This is a genomic window from Roseateles sp. (genome assembly GCF_047654805.1).
Taxonomy (GTDB): domain Bacteria; phylum Pseudomonadota; class Gammaproteobacteria; order Burkholderiales; family Burkholderiaceae_C; genus Pelomonas.
Map to the genome: position 1 here is coordinate 4,550,184 of NZ_JASGIV010000001.1, position 25,398 is coordinate 4,575,581.

Consider the following 25,398-nt stretch of genomic DNA (forward strand, 5'->3'; position numbering starts at 1 on the left):
CACATTAGAGCCATGGATGAAGAATTCGATGCCATCGATCTGCGATTGCTGGATGCCCTGCAGGCCGACGCCTCATTGAGCAACCAGGACCTGGCCGCCCGGGTGGCCGTGTCGCCGGCCACCTGCCTGCGGCGGGTAAAGCGTCTCGTCGACGCCGCAGTCATCGAGCGCCGCGTGGCCATCCTGTCGGCCGACAAGCTGGGTGCCGGCCTGTCCGCGCTGCTGGAGATCACGCTGGACCGCCAGGGTGCCGAGCACCTGGACGCCTTCGAAGCCCGCGCCGTGCAGGAGAAGGCCGTGCAGCAGTGCTGGCGCGTCTCGCCGGGGCCGGACTTTGTCCTCGTCGTGCAGGTGGCCGACATGCCCGCCTATCACGCCCTCACCCAGCGCCTGCTGACCCAAGAAGCCAACGTGCGCAACATCAAGGCCTTCTTCAGCGTGAAGCGGGCCAAGTTCGACACGCGGCTGACCCTGCCAGAAGCCCGCTGACGCCACAGGGCGCAAGCCCAACAAGAAAGCGGCCCGAAGGCCGCTTGCGTCGAGGGGTCCAGCACGGCCTCAGGCCATCAGACCCTCATGCGCGACGGCGACGGACGACGCCCGCGACGAGGCCCAGCCCGACCAGCATCAGCGCGTAGCTCTCGGGCTCGGGCACGGCCGCCGGGTTGACGATGCTGTTGATCCATTCCACGTGGGAGAAAGTCGCCGTGGAGCCGGACAGGTCGCCATAGCTGGACGGGTTGCTGTTCAGCCCGGTGCAGCCCGACAGGCCCAGGCCGCCGCTGGACACCGAGGCGCAGGGGTTGTTCCAACCCCAGGAATGCACGCCGGACAGAATCCACTCGGTACCGTTCCAGACGAAGTCGCCTCCGCCCGAATCGCCGCCGGCGATCAAGGCCTCGTCAGCACCCCAGCCCGCGTCGCTGGTCCAGTTGCCGCCGTACTTGGTGGCCGCGCGCTGCAGCACGTTGTAGTTGGCATTGCCGGGGCGGTCGAAGTCGACCATGTACGTCGCACCGAAGCGGTAGTACGAGGCCTGGCCGTAGACCGGATCGCTGGCGTAGATGGTGGTGTTGAAGTCGACGCTCAGCACGTCGAAGGTGTTGTAGCCATAGTGACCGTAGTTGCGGTCGTTCCAGTTGGTGTCGGCATTCACGTCGGCCTGCTGGGTCGAGCCGTAACCCGCCACCAGATGCTTCTTGCCCACGTCGTTGGTCGTGCTGATCTTGTAGCCGGCGATGTTGGTCATCGGCGCGCTGAGCTTGATGATCGCGATGTCGGCGCCGGTGTCCAGATCGCCCGTCCAGTTCGGGTTGACCCAGACATCGGTGGTTGCGACCGTGCGCGAGCCCAGTTGGGCGACGCCCCCGTACCAGCCGAAGTCAACCTTCATCGACGTGAAGTCATCGGCGCAATGGGCCGCCGTCAGCACATAGGCGCCACCGGCCAGCAGCGAACCCGAGCAGGCATAGCTGAGGCCGTCGCTCTTGGCCGTGAACGACAGCCTGGCCACGCCATCCAGCGCTCCCGCAACACCGTTGAAGACCTGGCCGGGCGCGAAGCGCCAGTTGGACGGGGCGCTGGTGTTGCCGGTGTCGGGGGTGTTGGGCAGTTCGACCGTGCCGGCCGCATGGGCGGCGTGAGCCAAGGCCAGGGATGCGACGAGGATGCCGAAGCGGTGAAGGTGCTGCATGGGCGGCTGCAGGGCAAGAGGCGCGCGGGATTGCGAGCGGCGGATGCTGTCACAGCCGCCCCCTCATTCAAGGGCTAGCGCCCCCATCAACGAGGGCCGTGCTTGCCCTAGGGCCTGTTAACACAAACGCAATCCGTCAGCGATCAGAGCGAAGCTGATGAAGGCGGTGAACATGATGTCGAGCTTCTCGAAGCGGGAGAAGATTCGGCGATAGCCCTTGAGGCGGCGGAACAGGCGCTCGACTTCATTGCGGCGCTTGTACATCTCGCGGTCGTACTCCCAGGGCTCGATGCGCGTGCTCAGGGGCGGCACGACAGGGATGAACCCCAGGTCGAGTGCGAGCTGCCGAGTTTCGTTGCCCTCGTAGGCGCGATCCATCAACAGATGCAAAGGCCGATTGGGCGCACCGAGCCGCTTCAGCAGAGCTCGCCCCTCGGGAGCATCGTGCGCCTGCCCTGGTGACAGCGAGAAGGTTATGGCCGTGCGCGCGTCCGCCGCGACGAGATGGATTTTGGTGTTCCACCCACCACGGGATTTGCCGATAGCTTGCGGACCGTTTTTTTTGGCGCGCCGGTGCCATCGGGGTGCACCTTGACGCTGGTGCTGTCCAGCGACACCGCTTCAATCTTGATCTGCACGATCTGCGCCTGCTGCAATTGCTCGAAGGTCCGGTCCAAAACGCCCGACTTTGCCCAGCGGCTCATGCGCGTGTAGATCGTATGCCAGTTGCCGAAGCGCTTGGGCAAGCCGCGCCATTTGCAGCCGTGCTCAGCAACGTAAAGGATGGCATTCAACACCTGCAGATTCGACAGGCTGACGTTGCCGCGTTGCAGCGGCAAGCAGTGCTCGATCTGCGCGAATTGGGCTGCTGTGATCTCCATGCACTCACTGTCGCAGCCCAATTGCTTTGGTGCAATTAGTGTTAACAGGCCCTAGTAGCCAAAGCAAGCGTCAGCGCTTCAGCAGCCCCAGGCCCTTCAGATAGTCCCCCTCGGGGAAGCGCACCGTCTGCGGATGGTCGGCTGCGGCGGACAGGCGCTCGACGATGTAGCCGTCCACGCCCGCGTCCAGCCCCGCGCCGGCCACGATCTTGTGGAACAGGTCGGGCGAGATGCCACCCGAGCACGAGAAGGTGTAGAGCAGTCCGCCGTCGTTCAACAGCATGAAGGCCAGGCGATTGATGTCCTTGTAGGCCCGCGCCGCGCGCTCGGCATGCGCGGCCGTGGGCGCGAACTTCGGAGGATCGAGGACGATGGCATCAAAGCGCCGGCCCTCGGCCAGGCAGCGGCGCAGCGTCGAGTTGACGTCGGCGTCCCAGGCCTGGTGGCGCCCGGCCTCGAAGCCGTTCAGCGCGACATGGCTCTCGGCACGTGCCAACGCCGGACCGGAGGAGTCCACGCTGATGACCTCGGCCGCCCCGCCCGCCAGCGCCGCGACCGAGAAGCCGCCCGTGTAGCTGAAGCAGTTCAGCACGCTGCGGCAGCCGTACTGCCGCACCGCGTCGGCAAAGCGGCGTCGGCTGTCGCGCTGGTCCAGGTAGTAGCCGGTCTTGTGGCCCTCGGCCACGTCCAGCGTCAGCCGCCAGTCGTGCTCGCGGATGGTGAGTGCCGTCTCTCCCTTGTCCTGCGAGTCCAGGCGCAGCCAGCCCGTCTGCACGGGCAGGCCTTCCCACTCGCGGGCCTGGGCGTCGGAGCGCTCGTACAGGCGCGCGAGGCCGGTCGCGGCCAGCAGCGCGTCTGCGATCACGCCCTTCCAGCGCTCCACGCCGGCGCTGGTGAACTGCGCAACCAGCGTGTCGACATAGCGGTCCACGATGAGCCCGGGCAGGCCATCGGCCTCGCCGTGGATGAGGCGCACCGCGTCCGACGCGATGGCCAGGCGCGCCCGCATCGCCAGCGCCTGGTCGATGCGGCGCCGGAAGAACGCCGCATCGATGCGCTCCGCCTCGTCGAAGCTCCAGGCGCGCAGGCGGATCTGCGATTGCGGACTGAAGGCCGCCCAGCACAGGAAGGTGCCATCCGCCGCCTCTACGCGCACCGTCTCGCCCGAGTCGGCCCCGCCGCGCGCGACGGAGCTCTCGAACACCCAGGGATGGCGCTTGACGAGCGAGCGCTCCTTGCCCGGCCGGATGGTGATCCTCTTCATCGGCGGGCCTCCCCGACGTGCAAAGCGCCGGCTCGGCGAGCAGGGACCGTGCCAGGCAAGGATGCGCGGGCGTCGCCGGTCATCGCTGCACCGTCCCGTAGGCGTAGCTGAGCGCGAGGTGGGTCAGCGGCGTGGACTGGTCGCTGCCACGCATGGTGCGGAACTCGCCGACACCGGCGCGCAGCCGCAGCCGCTCGCCGACGGACCATTGCGCCCACAGCTCGGCCTGGGTCACGGCACCGCCGCCGACCTTGACGCCGCCGCCGCCGGCTGCACCGACCAGCCATTCCGCGCCCACGCGCATGTCACCCCACAGCGGGCGGCTCTGCACGCCCAGGCCGAAGAGGCCGAAAGAGTAGGCGCCCGCGCTGCCCGCCGCCGCGCTGCCGGCCTGGGCCGCGCCGTACAACCAGGGCGAGAACTCCCGCGACAGGTTCAGGGCCAGGTGGCTGACGGCCTCTCGCCGACCGTCCTTGAAGCGCACTCGCGGCAGGTGCATGACGCTGGCGCCCACCTGTTGCACACGCACCGTGCCGCCGCCGTCGTCATCGACCGTCCAGCCCGGCCGCTGGTCCAGCGGCATGCTCAGCGCGGCGCGCAGGAAGGTGGCGCTGTAGGCGCCGCTGGGCGCATGGGTCAGGCCCGCGTCGATGCGCAGGCTGGGGCCCCAGGGCGTGATCCAGCGCAGCGTCGGCCCGGCGCGCAGCAGCCAGCCGTTGCCGGTGTCCACGTTGCCGCCGCCACCCAGGCCCAGGCCCAGCTGGCCGCCCACGCGCAGCCGCGGTGAGCCGAACAGCCCCCAGTCCTGGCCGATCTGGCCCAGCACTTCCATGTAGCCGTCGACTCCGCCCTTGGCCGCGCCGGCAGCCTCGAAGCCCCACCAGCTGCCCTCGGCGATGTACTGGCGCAGGTCCGCACCGGCCTTGCCGACCTTGCCCGCATAGGGCGTACCGCCACGCGTGCGACTGGATGCGCGCGGGCTCTCGAAACCACCGACCAGCGAGATTTCGTCGAAGCTCAGGCCCGTACGCCGCGTCGCGCGTCCTGGCTGGCCGGCGTCGGCAGGCGAGAAGCTCGCGAAGTCCATGGCACGGCCCAGCGAGAACGCCAGTCCCACGCCGCTCTTCACGTTGCCGCTGGGGAAGCGGATCTGCGAGATGCCGATGCCGGAGTACCAGCCCCTCGCCTCGGTGCGCAGCGACAGCTCGGGCCTGAGCATCAGCCCGCCGCCGAAGCGCATCTGCTCGCTGGACAGCCCGCCGCCCGCGCCGACATAGAGGCTCGCCGCCAGATGCGTGTTCCTCGACAGCCGCCAGCGCCGCTGGCCGGTGAAGCCGACCGTGAAGATGCCGCCGTAGTTGCCCTTGGCCGCACCGTAGAAGCCGGGGCCGAAACCCCAGTCGTCGTCCAGCGCCATCAGGTAGCTGATCGATGCGAAGGCCGTGCGGCCGCCGTCGGGCATCTTCATCCGGGTCCAGTTGGCCTCGACCGCGGCGGGTCGCACGGTCTGGATGCGCGCGAAGGGCGCGTCGTCGGGCGTTGCCCAGGTCGTCGTCGGCAGCAAGGCCACCAGCGCGGCAAGTCGGATTCTCATTTTTTGGCGCGCGGATGAGCGGCGTCGTAGATGCGAGCCAGGTGCTGGTGGTCCAGCTGGGTGTAAACCTGGGTCGTCGTGATATGGGCGTGGCCCAGCAGTTCCTGCACCGCACGCAGGTCGCCGCTGGATTGCAGCAGGTGCGAGGCGAAGCTGTGGCGCAGCATATGGGGATGCACGTGGGCCGGCATGCCGGCCTGCACGGCGCGTGTGGCCAGCATGGCGCGCAGCACGGAGCCGGCCACGCGGTGGCCGCGCGCGCCGACGAACAGCGCCGGCTCGCCGACCGCGGCCAGTTGGCCTCGCACAGCCAGCCAGTCCCGCAGCGCCTCGGCCGCGGCACGGCCCAGCGGTGTGCTGCGGCGCTTGCCGCCCTTGCCCAGCACGTGGACTTCGCCGGACTGCTGGTCCACCCAGCCGGCCGCGCCGGTGCTGGCCTGGGCGTCCAGTCCGATCAGCTCCGCCGCGCGCAGGCCGGCGCCATACAGCAGCTCCACCATCGCGCGGTCGCGCGCCTCCAGCCGCGAATCCGCGACATCGTCCGGCGCGTAGCCGGCCAGCTGAACAGCGTCATCCACGCCAAGCGCCTTGGGCAGCGGCTTCGGTCCTTTCGGCGCGCGCAGACCATCGAAAGGGTTGAGCGCGACACGGCCCTGCTGGCCCAGCCAGCGGTAGGCGCTGCGCCAGACCGACAGCAACAGCGCGATGGACTTGGGCGCCAGTCCTTCGCGGTGCAGCAGGGCTGCCAGGCGTCGCGCCTGCGCGATGCTCAGGGCGCGTGCCTCGATGGCACCGTCCGCCAGCATGGCCTGCAGACGCTCCAGCCCGTCGGTGTAAAGGCTCAGCGTGCGCGGACTCAGGCGCTGCTGCACGCGGGCGTGCTGCAGGAAGTCCTGGTAGTCCCGCGCCAGCTCCGTCATGCGGCGAGCAGCCCCGCCAGGCTCGCGCTGGCGATCTCGCCGACGCGGGTCAGGAAGTCCGTGCCCATCTCGGCCGTGTAGCGCGTCGGATCCGGCGAGCCCAGCACCAGCAGGCCGAAGGGTTTGCCTTCGTTGACGCCCGGCTGCTGCAGCGGGATCAGCGCCAGCGAGGTCGCCGTGCCGCCGCTTTCGGAGAGACCCAGCCAGCGCGCCGCCTCGAAGCCCGAGTTCACGCCGCAATAGGGCTGGCTCAGGCTGGACGCGAAGCTGCGCACGTCGGCGCTGACCGAAGCGGCGAACTCCAGAGCCTCGTGCGCAGGCGCCACGCCCCACAGGCGCAAACCCGCCTGCGGGATCAGGAACTGGTGGCGCAGCTCGGCCAGCAGCACCTCGGGCAGCGCCGCGGGCGTGCCGGCCGCGCGCATGACGGCCAGCGTCCAGCGATGCAGCCGGTCGGCGATGGCGACGTTGTCCTGGCCGTTGCGGATCATGTCGATGATGCGCAGCTCCAGGCCCTTGATCTTGTCGCGCAGCATTTCGGCCTGGCGCTCCTGCAGCGACACGGCGCGCGCGCCGTGCGGATGCTGCAGCTGCACCGTGGCCAGCAGGGCCGCGTGGCGCTCGAAGAAGCCGGGCGTGGCCGCCAGGTAGTTGGCGATGTCGGTTTCGGTGATGCCTTGCACCGCGTCGGCGGCCGGGTTGGAACTCACAGTGTGATCTCTCCGTCAAAAACTCGGGTGGCCGGACCCGTCATCAGCACGGGGCTCTGTCCGCCGGCCCATTCGATGCGCAACTGGCCTCCGCGCGTCTGCACCTCGACCGCGGCGTCCAGCCATCCGGCACGGATGCCCGCGACGACTGCCGCGCAGGCGCCCGTGCCGCAGGCCAGCGTCTCGCCTGCGTCGCGCTCGAACACGCGCAGCGCGATGCGCTCGCGCGCCAGCACCTGCATGAAGCCGGCGTTCACGCGCCGTGGAAAGCGCGCATGGCGCTCGATCAGCGGGCCTTGCGTGAGCACCGGCGCAGTCTCGACATCGGCCACCCGCTGCACCGCATGCGGGTTGCCCATGGAGACGACGGCGAGCTCCACGCCCTGCAGATCCTCAAGGGTCCACAGCTCGAAGCCGTTCTCCAGCCGCGGCCGCAGGCCGCTGGCGTTGAACGGCAGCGCGGCGTGATCGAACACCGGGGCACCCATGTCCACCGTGACGCGCCCGTCGTCCTGCAGCTTCAGCCGCAGCCGGCGGTTCATCGTGTCGACCTGGATCTCGCGCTTGCTCGTCAGGCCGGCGTCGACGACGTAGCGCACGAAGCAGCGCGAACCGTTGCCGCAGTGCTCCACCTCGCTGCCGGTGTTGTTGAAGATGCGGTAGCGGAAGTCGGCGCCGGCGTCCGTGCTGGGCTCGATCACCAGGATCTGGTCGCAGCCCACGCCGAAGCGTCGATCGCCCAGGTGGCGCATCTGCTCAGGCGTCAGCGCGAAGGGCTGCTTCGTCGCGTCGATGACGACGAAGTCGTTGCCCGCGCCATGCATCTTGGTGAAGCGCAATTTCATGGGGAGGGATTATCCGGCGCCGCGCCGATGTCCAGGCCGCGGGGCTGCTTGTAGCGGTGATAACCCCACAGGTATTGCCCTGGCGCGCGCCGGATCACGCCCTCCATCGCGGCGTTGACCGTCGCGGCCGCGTCCTCGGCCGACGCCTCCCGGGCGATCTCCGGTGCCGGCAGCACGTGCACGACGAAGCCCTCGCCACCAGGCAGCCGCTCGCCCCAGATCAGCAGCAGCGCCGCGCCGGTCTGCTGCACGAGACGGGCCGCCAGCGTCATCGTGTAGGCGGGTCGGCCGAAGAAGGGCGCCCACACGCCCAGGCCGTCGGGGGGCACCTGGTCGGGCAGCAGGCCGATGACCTCGCCGCGGCGCAGCGCGCGGATCATCTGGCGCACCCCGGCCAGCGAGGCTGGCGCCGTCGCGAGGCCGGGCCGCTCGCGCGAGCCCGCCATCACGTCGCGCAGCGAGGCCTGGCGCGCCGGGCGATAGAGCACGGTGATGGGCGCCTCGGGCGTCGTGAAGCGCTCGGCGATCGCCTGGGCGCAGATCTCGAAGCAGCCCATGTGAGGCGTCAGCATGACAAGGCCGCGCTTCTCGGCCAGGGCCGCCGCGATCAGCTCGCCGCCATCCCAGCGCAGCTTGTCACCCAGCGGCTTGCCGCGGGTGCCGACCCACAGCCAGGGCAACTCCGCTGCCATGCGCCCCGCCGCCGCGATCGCCGGGCGCGCATCGCGCCAGGCAACGCCGGCCTGGGCCACGTTGGCCTTGAAGCGGCGCCGGTAGACGCCCGAGGCGAAGTAGACGATCCAGCCCAGCCATGCGCCCAAAGCGTGCAATAGCGCCAGGGGCAGCCGGGACAACAGATGAAAGACCAGGCCCATGTTTCTTATAATTGGCACATCGCCGAGTTACTGAACTACTTGCGGGGCGATTCACAAATCCCGCTAAAGCGTTCGCCGCCCCTCCTGGAGCAACGGCGACGCCGTCAACAAAGCAACCGGAGTTTAAAAGTGGCGAACGATTTCCTCTTCACGTCTGAATCCGTCTCGGAAGGACACCCCGACAAGGTGGCCGACCAGATCTCGGATGCCATCCTGGACGCGATCTTCGAGCAGGACCCGCGCAGCCGCGTGGCCGCCGAGACGCTGTGCAACACCGGCCTGGTGGTGCTGGCTGGCGAGATCACGACGAACGCCCACGTCGACTACATCCAGGTCGCGCGCGACACCATCAAGCGCATCGGCTACGACAACACCGACTACGGCATCGACTACAAGGGCTGCGCCGTCCTCGTCGCCTACGACAAGCAGAGCAACGACATCGCCCAGGGCGTGGACCACGCCTCCGACGACCACCTCAACACCGGTGCCGGCGACCAGGGCCTGATGTTCGGCTACGCCTGCGACGAGACGCCCGAGCTGATGCCCGCGCCCATCTACTACGCGCACCGCCTCGTGGAGCGCCAGGCCCAGCTGCGCAAGGACGGCCGCCTGCCCTTCCTGCGCCCCGACGCCAAGAGCCAGGTCACGATGCGCTACGTGGACGGCAAGCCCCACAGCATCGACACCGTGGTCCTGTCCACCCAGCACGCGCCCGAGTACTCGCTGGGCGACCGCATGACGGACGAGTTCTACGAGGCCATCCGCGAGGAGCTGATCAAGCCCGTGCTGCCCAAGGAGTGGATCAGCGCCGACACCAAGTACCTGATCAACCCGACCGGCCGCTTCGTCATCGGCGGCCCGCAGGGCGACTGCGGCCTGACCGGTCGCAAGATCATCGTCGACACCTACGGCGGCGCCTGCCCGCACGGGGGTGGCGCCTTCTCGGGCAAGGATCCGTCCAAGGTCGACCGCTCGGCCGCCTATGCCGCCCGCTACGTGGCCAAGAACGTCGTCGCCGCCGGCCTGGCCCGCCAATGCCAGATCCAGGTGGCCTACGCAATCGGCGTGGCCCGACCGATGAACGTGACCGTCTACACCGAGGGAACCGGCGTCATCCCCGACGAGCAGATCGCCAAGCTGGTCAACGAGCACTTCGACCTGCGGCCCAAGGGCATCATCCAGATGCTGGACCTGCTGCGCCCGATCTATTCCAAGACCGCGGCCTACGGTCACTTCGGCCGCGAGGAACCCGAGTTCACGTGGGAGCGCACCGATAAGGCCGCTGCCCTGCGGGCTGCGGCCGGCCTGTAAGGCCGCGCCCGGGTAGCGCGCGTTTCGTCGCCGCGACGCGAGAGGAAACCCGCACCCCGGCAAGGCCGCCGCGGACTTTCCAAATCCGCCACACACCGCCCTCCGGGGCGGTGTTTTCTTTGGGTTGAGCCCCCGCACCAACATGTAGAGTCAACGCACCGACAGGGTGCGACTTATGCCGCTTCCTGCCGTCAAGCAAACAAGGAGGTGGTGATGAACATTCAGTCCCTGCGTATTGGCGCCCGGCTGATGTTGGGGTTTGGCATCGTGCTGCTGCTGCTCGTTGTCGCGGTGTGGCTGAGCTACCGGCAGATCGGCGCGGTTGGCCCCCACATCGATCACCTGATGGCCCTGCAGCATCGCCAGGAACTGGCCCAGGACTGGCGCACGCTGACCCAGCTCAACGTGACGCGCACCGATGCCGTCGCGCGGGCGGGCGGCTCCGGCCCCGTGGCCGAGTTCTTCGCACCGCAGATCAAGACCACCAGCGCCCGGATCAACGAGCTGCAGGAAGAGCTGACCAAGCTCATCGACAGCGAACGCGGCAAGGCCCTGCTCGCCGAGATCGCTGCAGCCCGCAAGACCTACATCGACATCCGCAACCAGGTCTTCGCGCAACTCAAGGCCGGCGGGGCCGATGTAGCGCTGCAGACGCTGGAAACCAGGATGCGTCCGGCCGCCGAAAGCTACGTCGGCACGATCAGCAGCCTCGCCAATTACCAGGGCGTTCGCGTGCGAGAGGCGACCCAGCAGATCATGGACGAGTCCCACAGCACCCAGCTGCAGATGCTGGGGCTGGCCGTGGCCTGCCTGGGCATCGGCATCGCGGCGGCCTGGCTGATCACGCGTTCCGTCGTCGGCCCGCTGCACGCCGCCATCCACGAGGCCGAGGAAGTCGGCCGCGGCGACCTGTCGCGCGAGATTCGTGCCAGCGGCCACGACGAAACGGCCCAGCTTGCGCACGCCCTTGCCGGGATGCAGCAGGCACTGCGCGGCCTGGTCGGCTCGGTGCGTCAGAACGCCGACGGCGTGGCCACGGCCAGCTCCGAGATCGCCACGGGCAACAACGACCTGTCGGCCCGCACCGAGGCCCAGGCCAGCGCGCTGGAAGAAACTGCCGCGTCGATGGAGCAGCTGTCGGCCACCGTGCGCCAGAACGCCGACAACGCCGAGCAGGCCGACCAGCTCGCCCAGGATGCCAGCCGTGTCGCGCAGCAAGGCGGCACCGTGGTGGGCGAGGCGGTCGAGCGCATGCGCGGCATCGAGGAAAGCTCGCGCAAGATCGGCGACATCATCGGCACCATCGACGCGATCGCCTTCCAGACCAACATCCTCGCGCTGAACGCCGCGGTCGAGGCGGCGCGCGCGGGCGAACAGGGCCGCGGCTTCGCGGTCGTGGCCAGCGAGGTGCGCATGCTCGCGCAGCGCAGCGCGGAGGCCGCACGCGAGATCAAGGGCCTGATCGGGGACAGCGTGGAGCGCATCGAAGAAGGTGCAGGCCTCGTCAACCGCGCTGGCGAGACCATGGAGCAGGTCGTCACCGCCATCGGCCGCGTGGCCGGCATCGTGCGCGAGATCAGCGCGGCCAGCCGCGAGCAGAGCGCGGGCGTCGCCCAGGTGGGTGAGGCCATCACGCAGATGGACCAGGCCACGCAGCAGAACGCCGCCCTGGTGGAGGAGAGCGCCGCTGCGGCCGAGAGCCTGCGCCAGCAGGCCGACGAGCTGGTGCGGCTGGTCTCGACTTTCAGGACCTGATCACTCCCCGGAGGCGCGCGGCGGTGGCCCGTCCAGGTTGACGAGGCCGGCCTTCAGGCGGCCAAAGGCCGGTGCGCCGCGCAAGGCCTCGGCGCCCGCCTTCTGCAGCGCCAGCACGTCGGTCGCCTCGATGGTGAATGCCGTCGGCACGCGCAGCAGGCTGTGCCGGATCTTGTCGTCCGGCACGTCGTGCAGGCTCACGCTGACGATGTGCAGCTCCGCGTCCGCCGCGAACGGGCTGCCCGGCTGGCCGCGGGTGCGCTGCAACTCCTCCTGCCAGCGGCGGTTGTCGTCGTTCAGCATGGCCAGCGTGACCTGCGTCTCACGCGCGCCGGCGCCGAAGACCAGCGTCTCGACCACCTGGCCGGTCGAGGGCACGCGGTCGCTGGCGTCGATGCGTTCCGCCAGGTCGCGTTCGGAGTTGACCGTGACCAGGATCAGGCGGCGGACGCTGCCGGGCCGGGCATCCGGGAAGGACGAGGCGATCGACCCCCCCGCCACCAGTCGGTCCAGCATCAGCCGCGCGCCGGTGTTGTCCGACACGCCACCATCCACCAGGTGGATGAAGGGGCGCTCCTTGGCGTCGCGGTAGCTCTCGGCGCTCAGCGCCAGCATGCGGGTGCGGTAGTCGGCAGCCGCCTTGTGGATAGGCCGAGGCGTGGACGTGCACTCCCCGGCACGGTTGCGCAGCGTCATCGGCGAAAGCAGGATGGGCACCGCCGACGAGGCGGCGATGGCGAAGGCCAGCGGCGTGCGATCCAGGTCCGAGCAGATCAGGCCGAACTGCTCGGGCGTGAAATCGAAGGGTGCCCCGGTGGTGAGGTCGGTGGCCGTCACCATCAGCTCCGGCGCACCGGGCCGCCTCTTGAGGTCGCCGAAGCTGAGGCCGCGATAGAGCTCGTCGAGCCGCTGCGCCAGGATGTGGCTGCGGCCGTACCAGGGCGAGGTCAGCCTATACAGCCGCTGCGGCGCGAAGGCCTGCTTGATGAGGCCGGCCTCGAAGGGCACGAGCAGGAAGTCCGGCTCGAAGCGCGTCAGCGTCTCGTCGCCGAAAGCCGCGTAGTGCGCGGCGAGGATGCTGCCGCCGGAGACGCCGCTGACCAGCCTGACCTGATCCAGCAGCGTGGTCGGCTGGCCGTCGATGCTGAAGCTCGTCGCCTTCAGTTCCCGCAGCACGCCCAGCCCGAAGGCCGCGGCACGGGCACCGCCGCCCGACAGCGTGACCGCAGCCACCACCGGCGGCGAGGCGCGGCGGGGCGCTACCGGCGCGGCCGCAGGCTGCCCATCCGCCGCCGCGGGCAAGCCCGCATTGATCCACGGGCGATAGGTGGAGCAACCGGCCAGCGCAACTGCCCACGACAGCAAGCCCAGGCGAATGGCCCGGCCGGCCAACGGCCGCCTGGCGCCTGCCCACCCCTGTTGACACGCGTCCTTCGACCGCAGATTCACGACGCGCTCTCCATCTTCAATGCCGGCTCCGGCAGCAGCTCCTGTGGCACGACAAGTCAGGCGACACCGCGCAGTGCATCGTCCAACACCTCCACCCAGTGCCGCACGGGCTGGGGGGTGCCGCTTTGCAGGTGCTGGATGCAGCCGATGTTGGCTGACACGATCTGCGAGGCCTGCAGCGGAGCCAGCGCGGCGAGCTTGCGGTCACGCAGCTGATGCGACAGCTCGGGCTGCAGCACCGAGTACGTGCCGGCAGAGCCGCAGCAAAGATGGCTGTCGGTCGGCGCGCAGCCGATCTGGAACCCGAGCTCGCGGAAGGCCGCCTCGACGCCGCCCTTGAGCTTCTGTGCATGTTGCAGCGTGCATGGCGGGTGGTAGGCCAGCGGGCCCGGCTTGGCCTTGAGCCTGACCTTGAGCTGCGGCACCAGCTCGGGCAGCAGCTCGCTGAGGTCCCTGGTCACCTCGCTGATGCGTTTGGCCTTGTCGGCATAGGCGGGATCGTGGGCCAGGGCGTGGGCATAGTCCTTGACCATCGCGCCGCAACCCGACGCATTCATCACCAGTGCCTCGACGCGCTCGCCGTGGCCCGAGACCAATGGCCACCAGGCGTCGATGTTGCGGCGCATCTCGTCGAGCGCGGCCTCGTGGTCGCCCAGGTGCTCGCGGATCGCGCCGCAGCAGCCGACGCCGTCGGCAACGACGGTCTGGATGCCCGCCGCGTCCAGCACGCGGGCGGTGGCGCTGTTGATGTTGGGCAGCATGGCCGGCTGCACGCAGCCCAGCAGCAGGCCCACCTTTCGGTTGAGCTGGCGCGTGGGCCAGTCGTGCGCGGTGGCGGGCGGCTTGGCCGGCACCTTGTCCTTCAGCGCCGCCGGCACCAGCGGACGGAACATCTGTCCGAGCTTCATCGCCGGCTTGAAGAGGGGCGACGTCAGCCCCTCCTTGAGCAGCCAGCGCATGCGCTTCTCGCCGCCCGGTCGCTCGACCTTGGCATCGACGACGCGGCGGCCGATGTCGACGAGGCGGCCGTACTCGACACCCGACGGACAGGTCGTCTCGCAGTTGCGGCAGGTCAGGCAGCGGTCCAGGTGGGCCTGCGTCTCGCGCGTGGGCGTCGCGCCCTCCATCACCTGCTTGATCAGGTAGATGCGGCCGCGCGGACCGTCGAGCTCGTCACCCAGCAGCTGGTAGGTCGGGCAGGTGGCCGTGCAGAAGCCGCAGTGCACGCAGCGGCGCAGGATGGCCTCGGCCTCGGTGCCATCGCGGGTGCCGGCAAATTCTGGAGCGAGGTTGGTTTGCATGCCGTCAGGGTTGGGCGAGACGCTCGGCACTGAAGGCCTGCGTCACGTATGGAAAGTTGATCACCGGCTCACACAAGGCCGCGAAGCGCTGCTGGAGCGCGCGCAACCGCGCCTGCACGGCCTCGCGCTCGGACTGCGGCAATGCGGCGATGAAGCTCACCGATAAAACACGGTCGATCACGACCTGCTCGAACGAGCCCGCGTGGCTGTGCGGGAACTCCGCCAGCCGCAGCGGCGTGAACAGCGCCTGATTCTCGAAGGGGCGCTTCCACTGCCCGGTGTGGAAGCGCGGCGCATCGCCCTCGTAGGGCGTGATGATCTCGGTGATCGCTGCGACCCAGTCGCAGGACTCGTCGCGCACGTTCCAGACCAGGCCGAGCCGGCCGGCGGGCCGCAGCACGCGATGCATCTCGTGCAGCGCCTGCCCGTTGGCAAACCAGTGGAAGGCCTGGGCACAGAGCAGCACGTCTGCCGAGCCGTCGGCCAGTGGCATGGCCTGCGCCGTGCCGGCCAGCGCCTGCACAGCGGGCAGGCTCTCGGACAGCCTGGCGCGCATCGCGTCGACCGGCTCCACGGCCGTCACCGTCGCGCCGGTGCGCTCCAGCAGCTTGGTGAACTTGCCGGTGCCCGCGCCCAGGTCGACGACTCTGGCGCCCTCGCGCACGCCGAGCTGCGCGTCCAACCAGGCCAACAGCGCCTGCGGATACTCCGGTCGACCGCGCTGGTAGCTGTCGGGAGCGCTGGTGTAGCCGCGCTGCGCGGCGTCGTGGATGGGCTCGGTCATCAGAGCTCCGCGTAGAGCCGGCCCGGGTTGAACACGCCATGCGGATCGAACGACGCCTTCAGCCGCCTGTGGATGGCCGCCAGCGGAGCGCTCAGCGGCGTGAAGCAGCCGCAGCCCTTGTCCAGCGCGCGGAACAGCGTGGCATGTCCACCCGCACCGGCCGCGGCCTCGCGCACCGCCGCGGGCTCCAGCGGCGTGACGACCCAGCGCTGCGCACCACCCCATTCGATGAGCTGCTCGCCATGCAGCTTCAGCTCGGGCGCCGTGCTGGGCAGGCTCAGCCGCCACAGCCGCGCGCCACCGGCCACGGCGCGCTCGGCCCCGATGAAGAACTCGTCGGACTGGTCGCGCAGGCCGCTCCAGAACGGTCCGGCCAGATCGTCGGGGATGTCATCTCCGCCGAGCCGCGCGCAGGCGGCCTGCACGGCGGCCTGCGCGCCAGCCAGGCGCAGCACGAGCGCGCCGTCCCACCAGGCGCTGGCCTCGATGGGCAGAGGCTGTCCACCCCAGCGGTTCAGCGCCATCAGCGCCTCGGCCTGGTCCATGTCGAAACGCAGCGTCCGGGTCGCGGCCGGCAGGGGCAGCACCTTGAGCGTGACCTCGGTGATCAGGCCCAACTGGCCCAGCGATCCGGCCAGCACGCGACTGACGTCGAAGCCGGCCACGTTCTTCATGACCGTGCCGCCGAAGTTCAGCAGCTGGCCGTTGCCGTTGATGAGGACGGCACCCAGCAGGTGGTCGCGCACCGAACCCAGCGCCGCGCGGCTGGGGCCGGACAGTCCGGCCGCGACCATGCCGCCCACGGTCCCCCGGCCACCAAAACGCGGCGGCTCGAAGGCGAAGCGCTGGCGATGCTGCGCGAGCTGCGCTTCCACGTCGACCAGCGGGGTGCCGGCCAGCACGCTGAGGAACAGCTCGCTGGGCTCATAGGCCGTGATGCCGTTCAGCGCCAGCGTGGACAGCGCCTCGCCCTGCGGCGCCTCGCCGTAGAAGTCCTTGCTGCCGTGGCCGGTGATGCGCAGCGGGGTGCGCGCTTCTCGCAAGCGCTCTTGCAGGTCGTCGAATCTCAAAACCGCTCCAGCTCGGGAAAGGCCAGCAGCCCTCGCTTCACATGCATGCGGCCGTACTCGGCGCAGCGGTTCAGCGTCGGGATCTGCTTGCCGGGGTTCAGCGTGCCGGCCGGGTCGAAGGCGCTCTTCAGCGCCAACATCTGCGCCAGCTCCTCGGCGCTGAACTGCACGCACATCGAGTTGAGCTTCTCGACGCCCACGCCATGCTCGCCGGTCACCGTGCCGCCCAGCGCGACGCTGCGCTCCAGGATCTCGGCGCCGAACTGCTCGCAGCGGTGCAACTGATCCGGGTCGTTGGCATCGAACAGGATCAGCGGATGCAGGTTGCCGTCGCCGGCATGGAAGACGTTGGCACAGCGCAGGCCGTACTTCTTCTCCATCTGCTGGATGTCCAGCAAGATGGTGGCCAGGTGCTTGCGCGGGATGGTGGAGTCCATGCACATGTAGTCGGGGCTGATGCGGCCGGACGCCGGGAAGGCGTTCTTGCGACCGCTCCAGAAACGCAGCCGCTGGGCCTCGTCCGCGCTGACCTGGCAGCGCGTCGCGCCGCTGGCCTGCAGCACCGCTTCCATCTTGGCGACCTCCTCGGCCACCTCCTCGGGCGTGCCGTCGCTCTCGCACAGCAGGATGGCCTCGGCATCAAGGTCGTAGCCGGCATGGACGAAGTCCTCCACGGCGGCCGTCATGGGCTTGTCCATCATCTCCAGGCCCGCCGGGATGATGCCGGCCGCGATGATGGCCGCGACCGCGTCACCGGCCTTTCGCACGTCGTCGAAGCTGGCCATGATGCAGCGTGCGAGCTGCGGCCTGGGCACCAGCTTGACGGTGACCTCGGTGACGACAGCCAGCATGCCTTCGCTGCCCACCACCAGCGCCAGCAGGTCCAGCCCGGCCGCGTCCAGCGCCTCGCTGCCGAACTCGACGGACTCGCCCTCCACCGTGAAGCCGCGCACACGCAGCACGTTGTGCAGCGTCAGGCCGTACTTCAGGCAGTGCACGCCGCCCGAGTTCTCGGCGATGTTGCCGCCGATGGTGCAGGCGATCTGGCTGCTGGGATCGGGCGCGTAGTACAGGCCCAGCGGTGCCGCGGCCTCGGAAATCGCGAGGTTGCGCACGCCGCACTGCACGCGGGCCGTCCGCGCCAGCGGGTCGATCTGGACGATCTGGTTGAACTTGGCCAGCGCCAGCGTCAGGCCCGCCTCGTGCGGCATCGCGCCGCCCGAGAGTCCCGTGCCGGCGCCACGCGCGACCACGGGCACGCCCAGACGGTGGCAAGCCTTCAGCACCGCGCCCACCTGGGCTTCGGTCTCGGGCAGGGCCACGGCCAGCGGGCGCTGGCGGTAGGCGGTCAAACCGTCGCACTCGTAGGGCGTGGTCTGCTCGGTCTGGTGCAGCAGCGCGTGCGGCGGCAGCAGCGGGGTCAGCGCGGCGACGAGGGCGGCGCGGCGGGCGGCGAGGTCGATGGGAGCGTTCAAGGCTTGCGTCGGGTCGTGGTGCTGCGCTTGCGGGCGGCGGCCTTGGCCGGCGCTTTGGCCACCGGCTTGGCGGCACCGCTCGCCAGGCCCTTGGCGACGCTGCCCACCATCGTGCCGGGCACGCTGGCCGCGCGACGCAGCGTGTCGCTGGCAGCATCAAAGCTCTGCTTGACGAGGTTGCCGGCCAGGTTCTTGGCGGCGTCGGTGGCGGTGTCCTTCATGGCCGTCGTGGCGAGCTGGGTGAACTGCTGGCTCAGCGCCGTCCACCACTGCGTCGGATCCACGACGCCGACAGGCGCCGCCTTGGCGGCCGCCCCCGTGCCCTTGGCGGCCTTGGGCGCAGCCTTGGCTGCGGTCTTCACGGCCGTCTTGGCCACGGGCGCCGCGGCGGCCACGATCTCGGGCGTGGCGCTCGGCCAAGCCGGCGTCTCGGGTAGCTTCAGGCTGTCGCGCAGGTCGCCCAGCGGCACGTTCATGGACTTCAGCGTGGACAGCGTCATCCGCTGCACCTCCAGCGCCTGGATGGTGGCTCCCAGCATGCGGGCGTTCTGCTCCAGCCAGAACTGCACGGTACGCAGCTCCTCGATGCGCTTGGCCAGCTCCTCGGGGTTGAGCGTGGGCGCTACCCATTGGCCTATGCCCGGCAGCGCCGCGCCGGCGTTCTTGACGAGGCCCTGCAGGAACTCGAAACCGGGCACGAACTTGGTGAAGCTGTTGTCGGTCATGGCTTGTCTCCTGTGAAGGGGCATCCTACTTGCTGGGGCGCACGGCTTCGACGCTGAAGCCCTCGGCCGCCAGCAGCCGGGGCAGGGCCTGGGGCCCGCTCATATGCAAGGCGCCGACGGCCACCAGCAGACGCTGGCCGGCGCCGTGCAGCGCGACGATGCGCGCCGCCAGCTGCACATTGCGGTCGTCGTTGACGCGCTTGAGCCAGGCACGCTCGGCCGCGGTGTCGGCGCAGGCGCACCAGCGCGGGTAGTCGGCCAGCGTCTTGAGGTCGCCGCGCGCCCAGGCGTCGGCCAGCTTGCGCATGGGCGCGCGCACCTGGCCGCGCTGCAGCTGCCTGAGCGTGCCGTCGACGACCGATGGCAGCTCGCCCTGCGAGGGCTCCAGCGCGGCCATCTGCTCCTGCACGGTCTCCAGCGACTGCACCGGCCGGCCCTCGGCCTTGGCGCGGGCCAGCAGCATCAGGTCCTGCCCGAAGGCCACGTCAAAGCCATCGCGCCGCGCCTCCATCAGCATCAGCGTGGAGAGCTGCAGCATGGTTGGCAGCGCGCCCAGCACGCCTTCGGGCAGGCAGGCGGCCCTGGCCTGGTCGCCGATGCGCCGTGCCAGCGCCGGCTGCGGCGGCTCGGCGGGGCCCAGAGCCGCCAGTGCGGGGCCGACGTCGGCCGGGTCCAGTTCCACGGCCAGCACCTCTGTCGCGGCCCAGGCCGCGCGCAGTGCCGGGCCGGGATATGCCCAGTCCGGCTTGCCCAGGTGCAGGCTGCCGTACAGATAGCTGCTGTGGCCGTCGCGGCTGATGCGCCAAAGCAGGCCACGGTCCGGCGCCTGCGCGGCCCAGCGGGTGGCCTGCTCGGTGGTGGGGAGCTGGGGCGTCGGCGGGCAGGCCGCGTGGACACCACCGGCCAGCAGCGCGATGCAAAGCAGCAGGGGTCGGATCATTGCTTGGGCTCGATGCGGAGTTCGCCGGGTTTCTGGGAGAAGTGCAGCCGCCCCAGCACGTCCATGCCCAGCAGCGGGGCGGCGAGGTCGGGCAGCACGGTCACTGTCAGCTTGTCGGCACGCACGCCGCCCTCCAGCGCGATGTCGGCCCGCGCGATGAAGCCGCGGGCGGCACCAGCCGCCGTCTGCGTACGCACGGCGCCCAGTGGCGTGAGGCCAGCGCGCTCCGCCAGGGCCTGCGGCAGCGCCGTCGCGGTAGCGCCGGTGTCGACGAGGAAGTCCACCTCGATACCGCCCACCCGGCCGGGCCAGTGGAAATGGCCGTCGCCCGAACGGGTCAGCACGATGGCCTCGCCGGCCAGCTTGAAGCGGCTGGATTCGCGCTCGCGCTCCCAGGCCTTGAAGCCGAGGAACAGCACGAGGAACACGAGCAGCCAGATGGTGAGCAGCTTGAAGCTGTGAGGGAGATCTTTATGCGCCACGGCGCGACGATGCCACAAGCTGGCAGCAGCCGGCACCAACGAGGCACCGCCTCGCCTTCAGCGTGGCTTCGGCGCGGCTTCAGCGCGGCGTCGGCTTGGCTCCAGCCTGGCCGGCCTCCATGTCGCGCTGCATCCGCCAGACGGCGCCGTTCAGCCGCTCGGCCGTCGCGCGGCGCGCCTCCATGTCCTCGTGGAGCTGGGTGCGCAGCGCATCCAGGTTGGCCTGCATGTCCTGCAGCGACTGCGCCGCGCTCGCCGCGCTGCCCTCCAGCCGGCGCAGGTCGACGGCCGGCCCGTCCCGGGTCACGAGCACGGAGTTCTGGCTGCTCAGCTGCTGGCTGAGCTGGTCGATCTGCTGCTTGAGTTCGTTGACGGTACCCAGCGTCGCCGGCGACGGCAGGCCGCCCGGGCCGGGATCGACGATGCGGACCTGGGCATGGGGGTTGAGGTCGACCTGCCCGCCGGGCTTGAGTTCGACCTGGCCACCGGGCTTGAGCGCCACGCTGCCCGTGATCGCCAGCGCGCCGCCCAGGCCCGCCGCGCCGGTCCACAACCAGGCCGACGATCGGGGTTGCGACGGCTTCTCGGGCTCGCCCCCCTCCGGAGGCTCGCCCGTGCCACCGGGCGGCACCGCGCCCGCGGCAGGCCAGGGCTGGGGATCGGGCCAGTCGGCCTCCCCCGGAATGGCCGTCAGCACGGAATGCAGCCCCAGCACCCGGTAGGCCTCGAACTGCGACTGGTCGAAGAACTGCTCGGCCGTACTCTGGTGCGGGAAGGGGCTCTTGGGCGATGCGTGGCTGCGCGCAAAGGCCAGCACGTCCAGCGGCTCGTCACCGCTCACGACCGGCTTGATGTAGAACAGCTCGCCCTGCAGGGCCGGGCCGCCCCGGCCGGCCGGATAGTGGATCGTCGCCAGTGCGTGGTGGCGGCCGCCGGGCGTCCCCGGCAGCGGCGTGGTGAACTCGATGTCGACGCCGAAATCGACCCGTGCCTTGTTGATCGCGCCCTGCAGGTCGCCAGACTCGAACTTGGCATCGCAAGTGGCGTCGACGACGACGATGCGCTCGCAGCGCCGCCGGATCATCTCGTACAGGCCGAGGTTCTCGAAATGCCCGCCGTCGGACAGGTAGACGAACGAGCCCTCGGCGTCCGAGGCACCGCTCACCTCGCTCCACAGCGCCTGGAAGGCATTGGCCGGCTCGGGGTTGCGCCATTGCCTCGCGAAGTCGAGCCGCGGGTTGGGGCTCCACCAGCCCAGCCTCACGTTGAAGACCGTCATCACGAAGGCGACGAAGGGCGAGCTGTGATAGCCCATGTTGGGCGATGCCGCCGCGCCGGAGATGCCCAGGGCCCGGCCCAGCGACAGGCCGCCATCGGGGGCGCCGTAGCGCCACGTGCGGACGAAACCCTGCGGCAGGCTGCCCGGCCCGCCGCGAAGGGCGGCACTGCCGCAGTGCAGCGGACTCATCGTGAACGACGCGGCCTTGCGCTCCTGCCACTCGAGCCGGTCGCCGGCGGGCCGGGTCAGGTTCAGCGCCGTGTTGACGATGTGGAACAGCCGGCGGTCGGTCCGGCTGCGGCTGCGCAGGCTCGCCAGCCTGAGGTTGTCGTCGGCATCGAAACCGGTGAAGTGATGCGGGTTGCGCGGATTGCGCGAGGCGCCGAGGTAGGCGCGCACGAGCCGGTTCGCATACAGGCTGTGCAGCGAGAAGGTGTTGGAGCCGAAGGCGCGCGAGCCCAGGATGGCGATCGCCAGCAAGGCCAGCCCACAGGCCAACACAGCGCCGTAGCTCGCCTCGTCCAGCACGGCCTCATAGGCGACCAGGGCCTTCACCGCCAGCGGTGCGTGCCCCGGCCTGCCCCAGTCCGGGTCGGCCGGTTCGCCGGACTTGGGCTCGGGCTTGACCCAGACCCGCTGCAGCGTCGCGGCGTCGGCGAGCCGGCGGGCCACCTCGTCGCGCAGCGCCCCATCGGCGTGGCGCAGCGTGCAGGACGCCGCATAGGCCAGCAGCAGCGCCAGCATCAGGCTGAAGGCGAGCGCGGCCGCCTCGAGCGCGCGCGCCCCCAGTTTGTCGGCCAGACTCTTGACCTTCTTCTCCAGGCCCGGCCCGCTCTTGCTCCAGAAACCGATCGCCGCAGTCAGCGCGCCAAGAAGCGCCGCACCCAGGCTCGCCGCCTTGGCCCCCGCGGGCCGCTGCAGGTCGGCCAGCCCCAGCAGCGCACGCGGCAGTTCCAGCACCAGCAGGCAGGCCAGCACCCAGGCCACGCCGACGCCTAGCCACCAGGCGGCCGCACGCGCCCACCACTCGCGATCCTCCTCGCCCGTGAAGCCGCGCGTGAGGCCGGCATAGGCCGTCACGCCCACCCAGAACGCCACCAGCAGCGCCGGCACGACGAGACTGGCGTGCAGCACACGGGCCTCCAGCGGTGCACCGGACGAGGCGCCCAGGTCGGGCAGGCTTACGGCCAGACCGTACAAGGCCGCGCCGCCCAGCGCGCCGCTGGCGACGATGGCCGCGCCCGCCAGCATCTGCCGCGATGGCGGCAGCCGGCGGGGCTGCATGACACGCGCCCGCCGCCACAGCCCGCCGAGGAAGACGCTGGCGCCATGGATCAGCGCGCCGGCACCGATGACGTACCGGCCGTTGGTACTCAGCAGGGTCCTGTCCCAGGCCATGACCCAGCTCAGCAGCACGGCGCTGCCCAGCAGCGGCAGGAAACAGCACAGGATGAACTGGTCGCGCTGGATCCACGGCGGCGGGGCTGCGGCGGCCGGCGGAGCGAGTGGCGGTCCGGGGGGCGTCGCCGGCAGGTCGCTGGCGATGTAGGAGATCGCCAGCGCCAGCAGGGCCACGGCGACAGCCAGGCAGGCCTGAGCGCCGAGGGCATGGCGGCCCATCGACACCATGGCCAGCTGGAACCGCGGCAGCATCAGCAGCGCCGTCAGCAGCGGCAGCAGCACGATCCAGTGCAGCAGCAGGTTGCGCAGGAAGATGGACACCAGCGAGAGCATGTCGAGTGACAGCCCCCACACGGGACTGAGATAGTTCGTGTAGGCGCGCAGCCGGCGCACCGGATCCGGTTCGCGGCTATGCCCCCCTGCCAGCTGCCGCTCGACACCGGACAGGCCGGCACGGGCGATCCAGGCCGACAGCCAGCTGCCGATGTAGCCACCGCCCGACACGGTCGACAGGTAGTGGAAGCGCCGCAAGCCGCCGCGTCGCGCCAGGCCCTGCAGCACGCCGAGGCAGAACGTCGCGCTGCGGATGCCCCCGCCCGACAGGCACAGCGCGCTCAGCGGCTCCTGCGGGCCTGCCTGCGGCGCGGTGCGCCCGAGATAGCGACTCTCCTCCCGCAACACATCGCCGATGTCCATGCGACCCCCACGTGCCGCGGCCAGTGTAGGCAGCGACCCGCCGCGGGCGTGGGCACCGATCCCCAAAGTTGTGGAGCTCCCCCGGCACTCCGTGGCGTTTGCGCCTGTACCGCGGGCGGCCCAGAATCAGCGGCATGAAACCCCTCATCGCCCTCCTGCTGTCGGCGGGCTGCATCGCGCCCCAGGCCCAGGCTGACGCACTCGCTCCGGTCGCCTGGCTGGCCGGCTGCTGGAGCCCCGAGGGGCGCGAGGCCGGCTCGGTCGAGCAGTGGATGACGCCGGCCGGCGGCCTCATGCTGGGAATGGCGCGCACGCTCAAGAACGGCCGCGTCGTCGAGTTCGAGTTCATGCAGATCCGCTCCGACGCCGACGGCAGGCTCAGTTTCGTCGCCCAGCCCCAGGGCCGGCCGCCGACGACGTTCCCCCTGCTACGCCACAGCGAAACGGAGGCCGTGTTCGAGAACCCGGCGCACGATTTCCCGCAGCGCGTGCTGTACCGCCGCGAAGCCGCAGACCGGCTGGTGGCGCGCATCGAGGGGAATCGCAACGGCAAGGAGCGCGGTATCGATTTCCCGATGCAGCGCAGCGCCTGCCCGTGAAGGCGATGCTCGCCGCCCTGCTGCTGGCGGGAGCCGCCGACGACGAGCAGGTGCTGAACCGGTTCAACGATCCCTTCGAGGCGGTGTCGGCCGACATCGCCGGCTGCCCGGAGCCGCGCGGTCCGCGCGTCACCGCCGCGGAGGCACGCGTGCAGGCCCACCATCGCGCCGAGCGCGGCACCAGCTGCTGGCTGAACGGCCAGTGCAGCGAACCCAATGCCTACCGTTTCGACGGCGCCATCGCCGCCGCGCTGCGGCAGGCGCTGGTGGCCGACCCGGCCCTGCATCCCAGCAGCCTGTGGTTCACCGTCCAGGGCCGGGTCGTCTACCTGGAGGGCTGCGTCGAGCGGGCCGCGCAGGCGAACGACCTTGAGGCCATCGCACGCAGCTTGCCGGACGTCCAGCAGGCCCTGGCCCTGGTGCGGGTCGGCCCGGGTGCCACCCTGCCCTACCGGCGCCTGCCATGACCCCACGACCCACCGGAGCGGCACGACTTGTCAAGATGGCCCCATGCGCCCCATGCATCTGCTGAAACGACTCTCCACCCTGCTCGCTCTGGGCCTGATGCTGGCCCTGATCGGCTGCTCCAGCCTGACGCTGGCCTACAACCAGATGCCGCTGCTGGGCGGGCTCTGGATGGACAGCTATCTCGACCTCGACAGCGCCCAGAGGGGCCGGCTCAAGGACGGGCTGCGTGCCTGGCAGGCCTGGCACCGCCGCGACGAGCTGCCGCAGTGGCAGGCACTGCTTCGCCAGGCCGGTGCGGCGTTGGATGATGGCATCGTGACCGCCGACGAGCTGCTGGCGCTGGAGCGCGCCGCGCGCGCCAGCCTGGAGCGCTGCCTGCAGCAGGCCGCGCCGCTGGCCGCCCCGCTGCTGGCCGAGCTGAGGCCCGAGCAGTGGCGGCACCTGCAAAGGAAGATGGACGAGAAGACCACCGAATGGCACGAACAGCTGTCAGGCCGCGGCGGCGCGGCAGAGCGCGCCAAGCGCTACACGACCAGCCTGGAGCGCTGGCTGGGCGACCTGGACCGGTCCACGCGCCGCCAAGCGCGCGACGACGCCGAGCGCTGGCCCTTCGATCTGGCCGCCATGGCACAGGGCCGCGCCACGCGGCAGGCCCGCACGCTGGAGGGACTGCATGCTTGGGCGCGCCATGACCTTGCCGGCGGCACGGCGGCCTTCATGCACAACCTGCAGACGCAGCCCGCCGAGCAGCCCTACCGCGACCAGGTCACCGCCAGCCTGCTGCAGCTGCTCAACGGCATGGATGCGCGGCAGCACCAGCAGGTGCGCAGGCACTGGGCCGACTTGTCGGCCGAACTGCACAGGCTGCAGACGAGGTGAGC

General features: G+C 70.3%; 23 protein-coding genes. 6 read left to right on the plus strand and 17 right to left on the minus strand.

What is annotated here, in order from left to right; genetic code table 11:
• Positions 1-12 precede the first annotated feature (12 nt).
• Positions 13-489 (plus strand): Lrp/AsnC family transcriptional regulator, encoded by a 477-nt coding sequence (locus QM732_RS20450; protein ID WP_415657933.1) that lies wholly within the window; start codon positions 13-15, stop codon positions 487-489.
• An 85-nt stretch (positions 490-574) separates the two neighbouring features.
• Here the strand turns inward: QM732_RS20450 and QM732_RS20455 are convergent, their stop codons facing one another.
• The 8 genes from QM732_RS20455 to QM732_RS20490 all read right to left on the minus strand — a co-directional run bounded on the left by QM732_RS20455 (position 575) and on the right by QM732_RS20490 (position 8,782).
• Complete coding sequence (locus tag QM732_RS20455; protein WP_415657934.1) at positions 575-1,693, minus strand: trypsin-like serine protease; 1,119 nt, start codon at positions 1,691-1,693, stop codon at positions 575-577.
• Positions 1,694-1,810: 117 nt separating this feature from the next.
• Positions 1,811-2,574, minus strand: a protein-coding gene (locus QM732_RS20460; protein WP_415654614.1) for an IS5 family transposase whose coding sequence is annotated in 2 segments (ribosomal slippage) — positions 1,811-2,259 and positions 2,259-2,574 — 765 coding nt in all. Because the reading frame shifts where the segments join, the coding sequence is not laid out codon by codon here.
• A gap of 70 nt (positions 2,575-2,644) precedes the next feature.
• Positions 2,645-3,838 carry a class I SAM-dependent rRNA methyltransferase gene (locus QM732_RS20465; protein ID WP_415657935.1) on the minus strand — a complete coding sequence of 398 codons (1,194 nt, stop codon included), beginning with the start codon at positions 3,836-3,838 and terminating at the stop codon, positions 2,645-2,647.
• 79 nt (positions 3,839-3,917) lie between these two features.
• The gene (locus tag QM732_RS20470; RefSeq protein WP_415657936.1) at positions 3,918-5,432 is read right to left on the minus strand and encodes a hypothetical protein; all 1,515 of its coding nucleotides are present in this window, start codon (positions 5,430-5,432) and stop codon (positions 3,918-3,920) included.
• Entirely contained in the window at positions 5,429-6,352 is a 924-nt protein-coding gene (locus tag QM732_RS20475; protein ID WP_415657937.1) for a tyrosine recombinase XerC, read from the minus strand. Before QM732_RS20475 ends, QM732_RS20470 begins: the two co-directional genes overlap by 4 nt.
• Entirely contained in the window at positions 6,349-7,062 is a 714-nt protein-coding gene (locus QM732_RS20480) for a DUF484 family protein (protein ID WP_415657938.1), read from the minus strand. The genes QM732_RS20475 and QM732_RS20480 overlap by 4 nt, the downstream gene beginning before the upstream one ends.
• Positions 7,059-7,907, minus strand: a complete 849-nt coding sequence (dapF, locus tag QM732_RS20485; RefSeq protein WP_415657939.1) for a diaminopimelate epimerase — start codon at positions 7,905-7,907, stop codon at positions 7,059-7,061. The genes QM732_RS20480 and dapF overlap by 4 nt, the downstream gene beginning before the upstream one ends.
• Positions 7,904-8,782 carry a lysophospholipid acyltransferase family protein gene (locus QM732_RS20490; protein ID WP_415657940.1) on the minus strand — a complete coding sequence of 293 codons (879 nt, stop codon included), beginning with the start codon at positions 8,780-8,782 and terminating at the stop codon, positions 7,904-7,906. Before QM732_RS20490 ends, dapF begins: the two co-directional genes overlap by 4 nt.
• 129 nt (positions 8,783-8,911) lie before the next feature.
• Between QM732_RS20490 and metK the strand changes: the two genes are divergently transcribed.
• Together metK and QM732_RS20500 are read left to right on the plus strand one after the other, a co-directional pair.
• Positions 8,912-10,093: a methionine adenosyltransferase gene (metK, locus tag QM732_RS20495; RefSeq protein ID WP_415657941.1), complete on the plus strand. Its 1,182-nt coding sequence runs from the start codon at positions 8,912-8,914 to the stop codon at positions 10,091-10,093.
• Between the two features lie 213 nt (positions 10,094-10,306).
• On the plus strand, positions 10,307-11,848 hold the full coding sequence (locus QM732_RS20500) for a methyl-accepting chemotaxis protein (RefSeq protein WP_415657942.1): 1,542 nt from the start codon (positions 10,307-10,309) through the stop codon (positions 11,846-11,848).
• On the opposite strand, the gene QM732_RS20505 is transcribed toward QM732_RS20500, so the two are convergent.
• The 9 genes from QM732_RS20505 to QM732_RS20545 form a co-directional block, all read right to left on the minus strand.
• Positions 11,849-13,297 (minus strand): patatin-like phospholipase family protein, encoded by a 1,449-nt coding sequence (locus tag QM732_RS20505; RefSeq protein WP_415657943.1) that lies wholly within the window; start codon positions 13,295-13,297, stop codon positions 11,849-11,851.
• Between the two features lie 56 nt (positions 13,298-13,353).
• Positions 13,354-14,598, minus strand: a complete 1,245-nt coding sequence (gene glcF, locus QM732_RS20510) for a glycolate oxidase subunit GlcF (RefSeq protein WP_415657944.1) — start codon at positions 14,596-14,598, stop codon at positions 13,354-13,356.
• Between the two features lie 4 nt (positions 14,599-14,602).
• A complete protein-coding gene (locus QM732_RS20515; RefSeq protein WP_415657945.1) occupies positions 14,603-15,382 on the minus strand; it encodes a methyltransferase domain-containing protein in 780 nt (259 codons plus the stop codon).
• Positions 15,382-16,452, minus strand: coding sequence for a glycolate oxidase subunit GlcE (gene glcE, locus QM732_RS20520; RefSeq protein WP_415657946.1), 1,071 nt, complete (start codon positions 16,450-16,452; stop codon positions 15,382-15,384). The genes QM732_RS20515 and glcE overlap by 1 nt, the downstream gene beginning before the upstream one ends.
• The gene (locus QM732_RS20525; protein WP_415657947.1) at positions 16,449-17,927 is read right to left on the minus strand and encodes an FAD-linked oxidase C-terminal domain-containing protein; all 1,479 of its coding nucleotides are present in this window, start codon (positions 17,925-17,927) and stop codon (positions 16,449-16,451) included. Before QM732_RS20525 ends, glcE begins: the two co-directional genes overlap by 4 nt.
• A complete protein-coding gene (locus QM732_RS20530; RefSeq protein ID WP_415657948.1) occupies positions 17,924-18,652 on the minus strand; it encodes a PhaM family polyhydroxyalkanoate granule multifunctional regulatory protein in 729 nt (242 codons plus the stop codon). The genes QM732_RS20525 and QM732_RS20530 overlap by 4 nt, the downstream gene beginning before the upstream one ends.
• Before the next feature lie 25 nt (positions 18,653-18,677).
• Positions 18,678-19,592, minus strand: coding sequence for a TraB/GumN family protein (locus QM732_RS20535; RefSeq protein ID WP_415657949.1), 915 nt, complete (start codon positions 19,590-19,592; stop codon positions 18,678-18,680).
• On the minus strand, positions 19,589-20,074 hold the full coding sequence (locus QM732_RS20540; RefSeq protein WP_415657950.1) for a TIGR02281 family clan AA aspartic protease: 486 nt from the start codon (positions 20,072-20,074) through the stop codon (positions 19,589-19,591). The genes QM732_RS20535 and QM732_RS20540 overlap by 4 nt, the downstream gene beginning before the upstream one ends.
• Before the next feature lie 79 nt (positions 20,075-20,153).
• On the minus strand, positions 20,154-23,450 hold the full coding sequence (locus QM732_RS20545) for a hypothetical protein (RefSeq protein WP_415657951.1): 3,297 nt from the start codon (positions 23,448-23,450) through the stop codon (positions 20,154-20,156).
• 134 nt (positions 23,451-23,584) lie between these two features.
• Here QM732_RS20545 and QM732_RS20550 point away from each other — a divergent pair, with 134 nt between their 5' ends.
• From QM732_RS20550 to QM732_RS20560, 3 genes are read left to right on the plus strand one after another with little or no spacing between them, the layout of a single operon-like run.
• Positions 23,585-24,049, plus strand: coding sequence for a DUF6265 family protein (locus QM732_RS20550; protein ID WP_415657952.1), 465 nt, complete (start codon positions 23,585-23,587; stop codon positions 24,047-24,049).
• Between the two features lie 5 nt (positions 24,050-24,054).
• A complete protein-coding gene (locus tag QM732_RS20555; RefSeq protein ID WP_415659423.1) occupies positions 24,055-24,516 on the plus strand; it encodes a BON domain-containing protein in 462 nt (153 codons plus the stop codon).
• A gap of 52 nt (positions 24,517-24,568) precedes the next feature.
• Positions 24,569-25,396 carry a DUF6279 family lipoprotein gene (locus QM732_RS20560; protein WP_415657953.1) on the plus strand — a complete coding sequence of 276 codons (828 nt, stop codon included), beginning with the start codon at positions 24,569-24,571 and terminating at the stop codon, positions 25,394-25,396.
• The last annotated feature ends 2 nt before the right edge of the window (positions 25,397-25,398 follow it).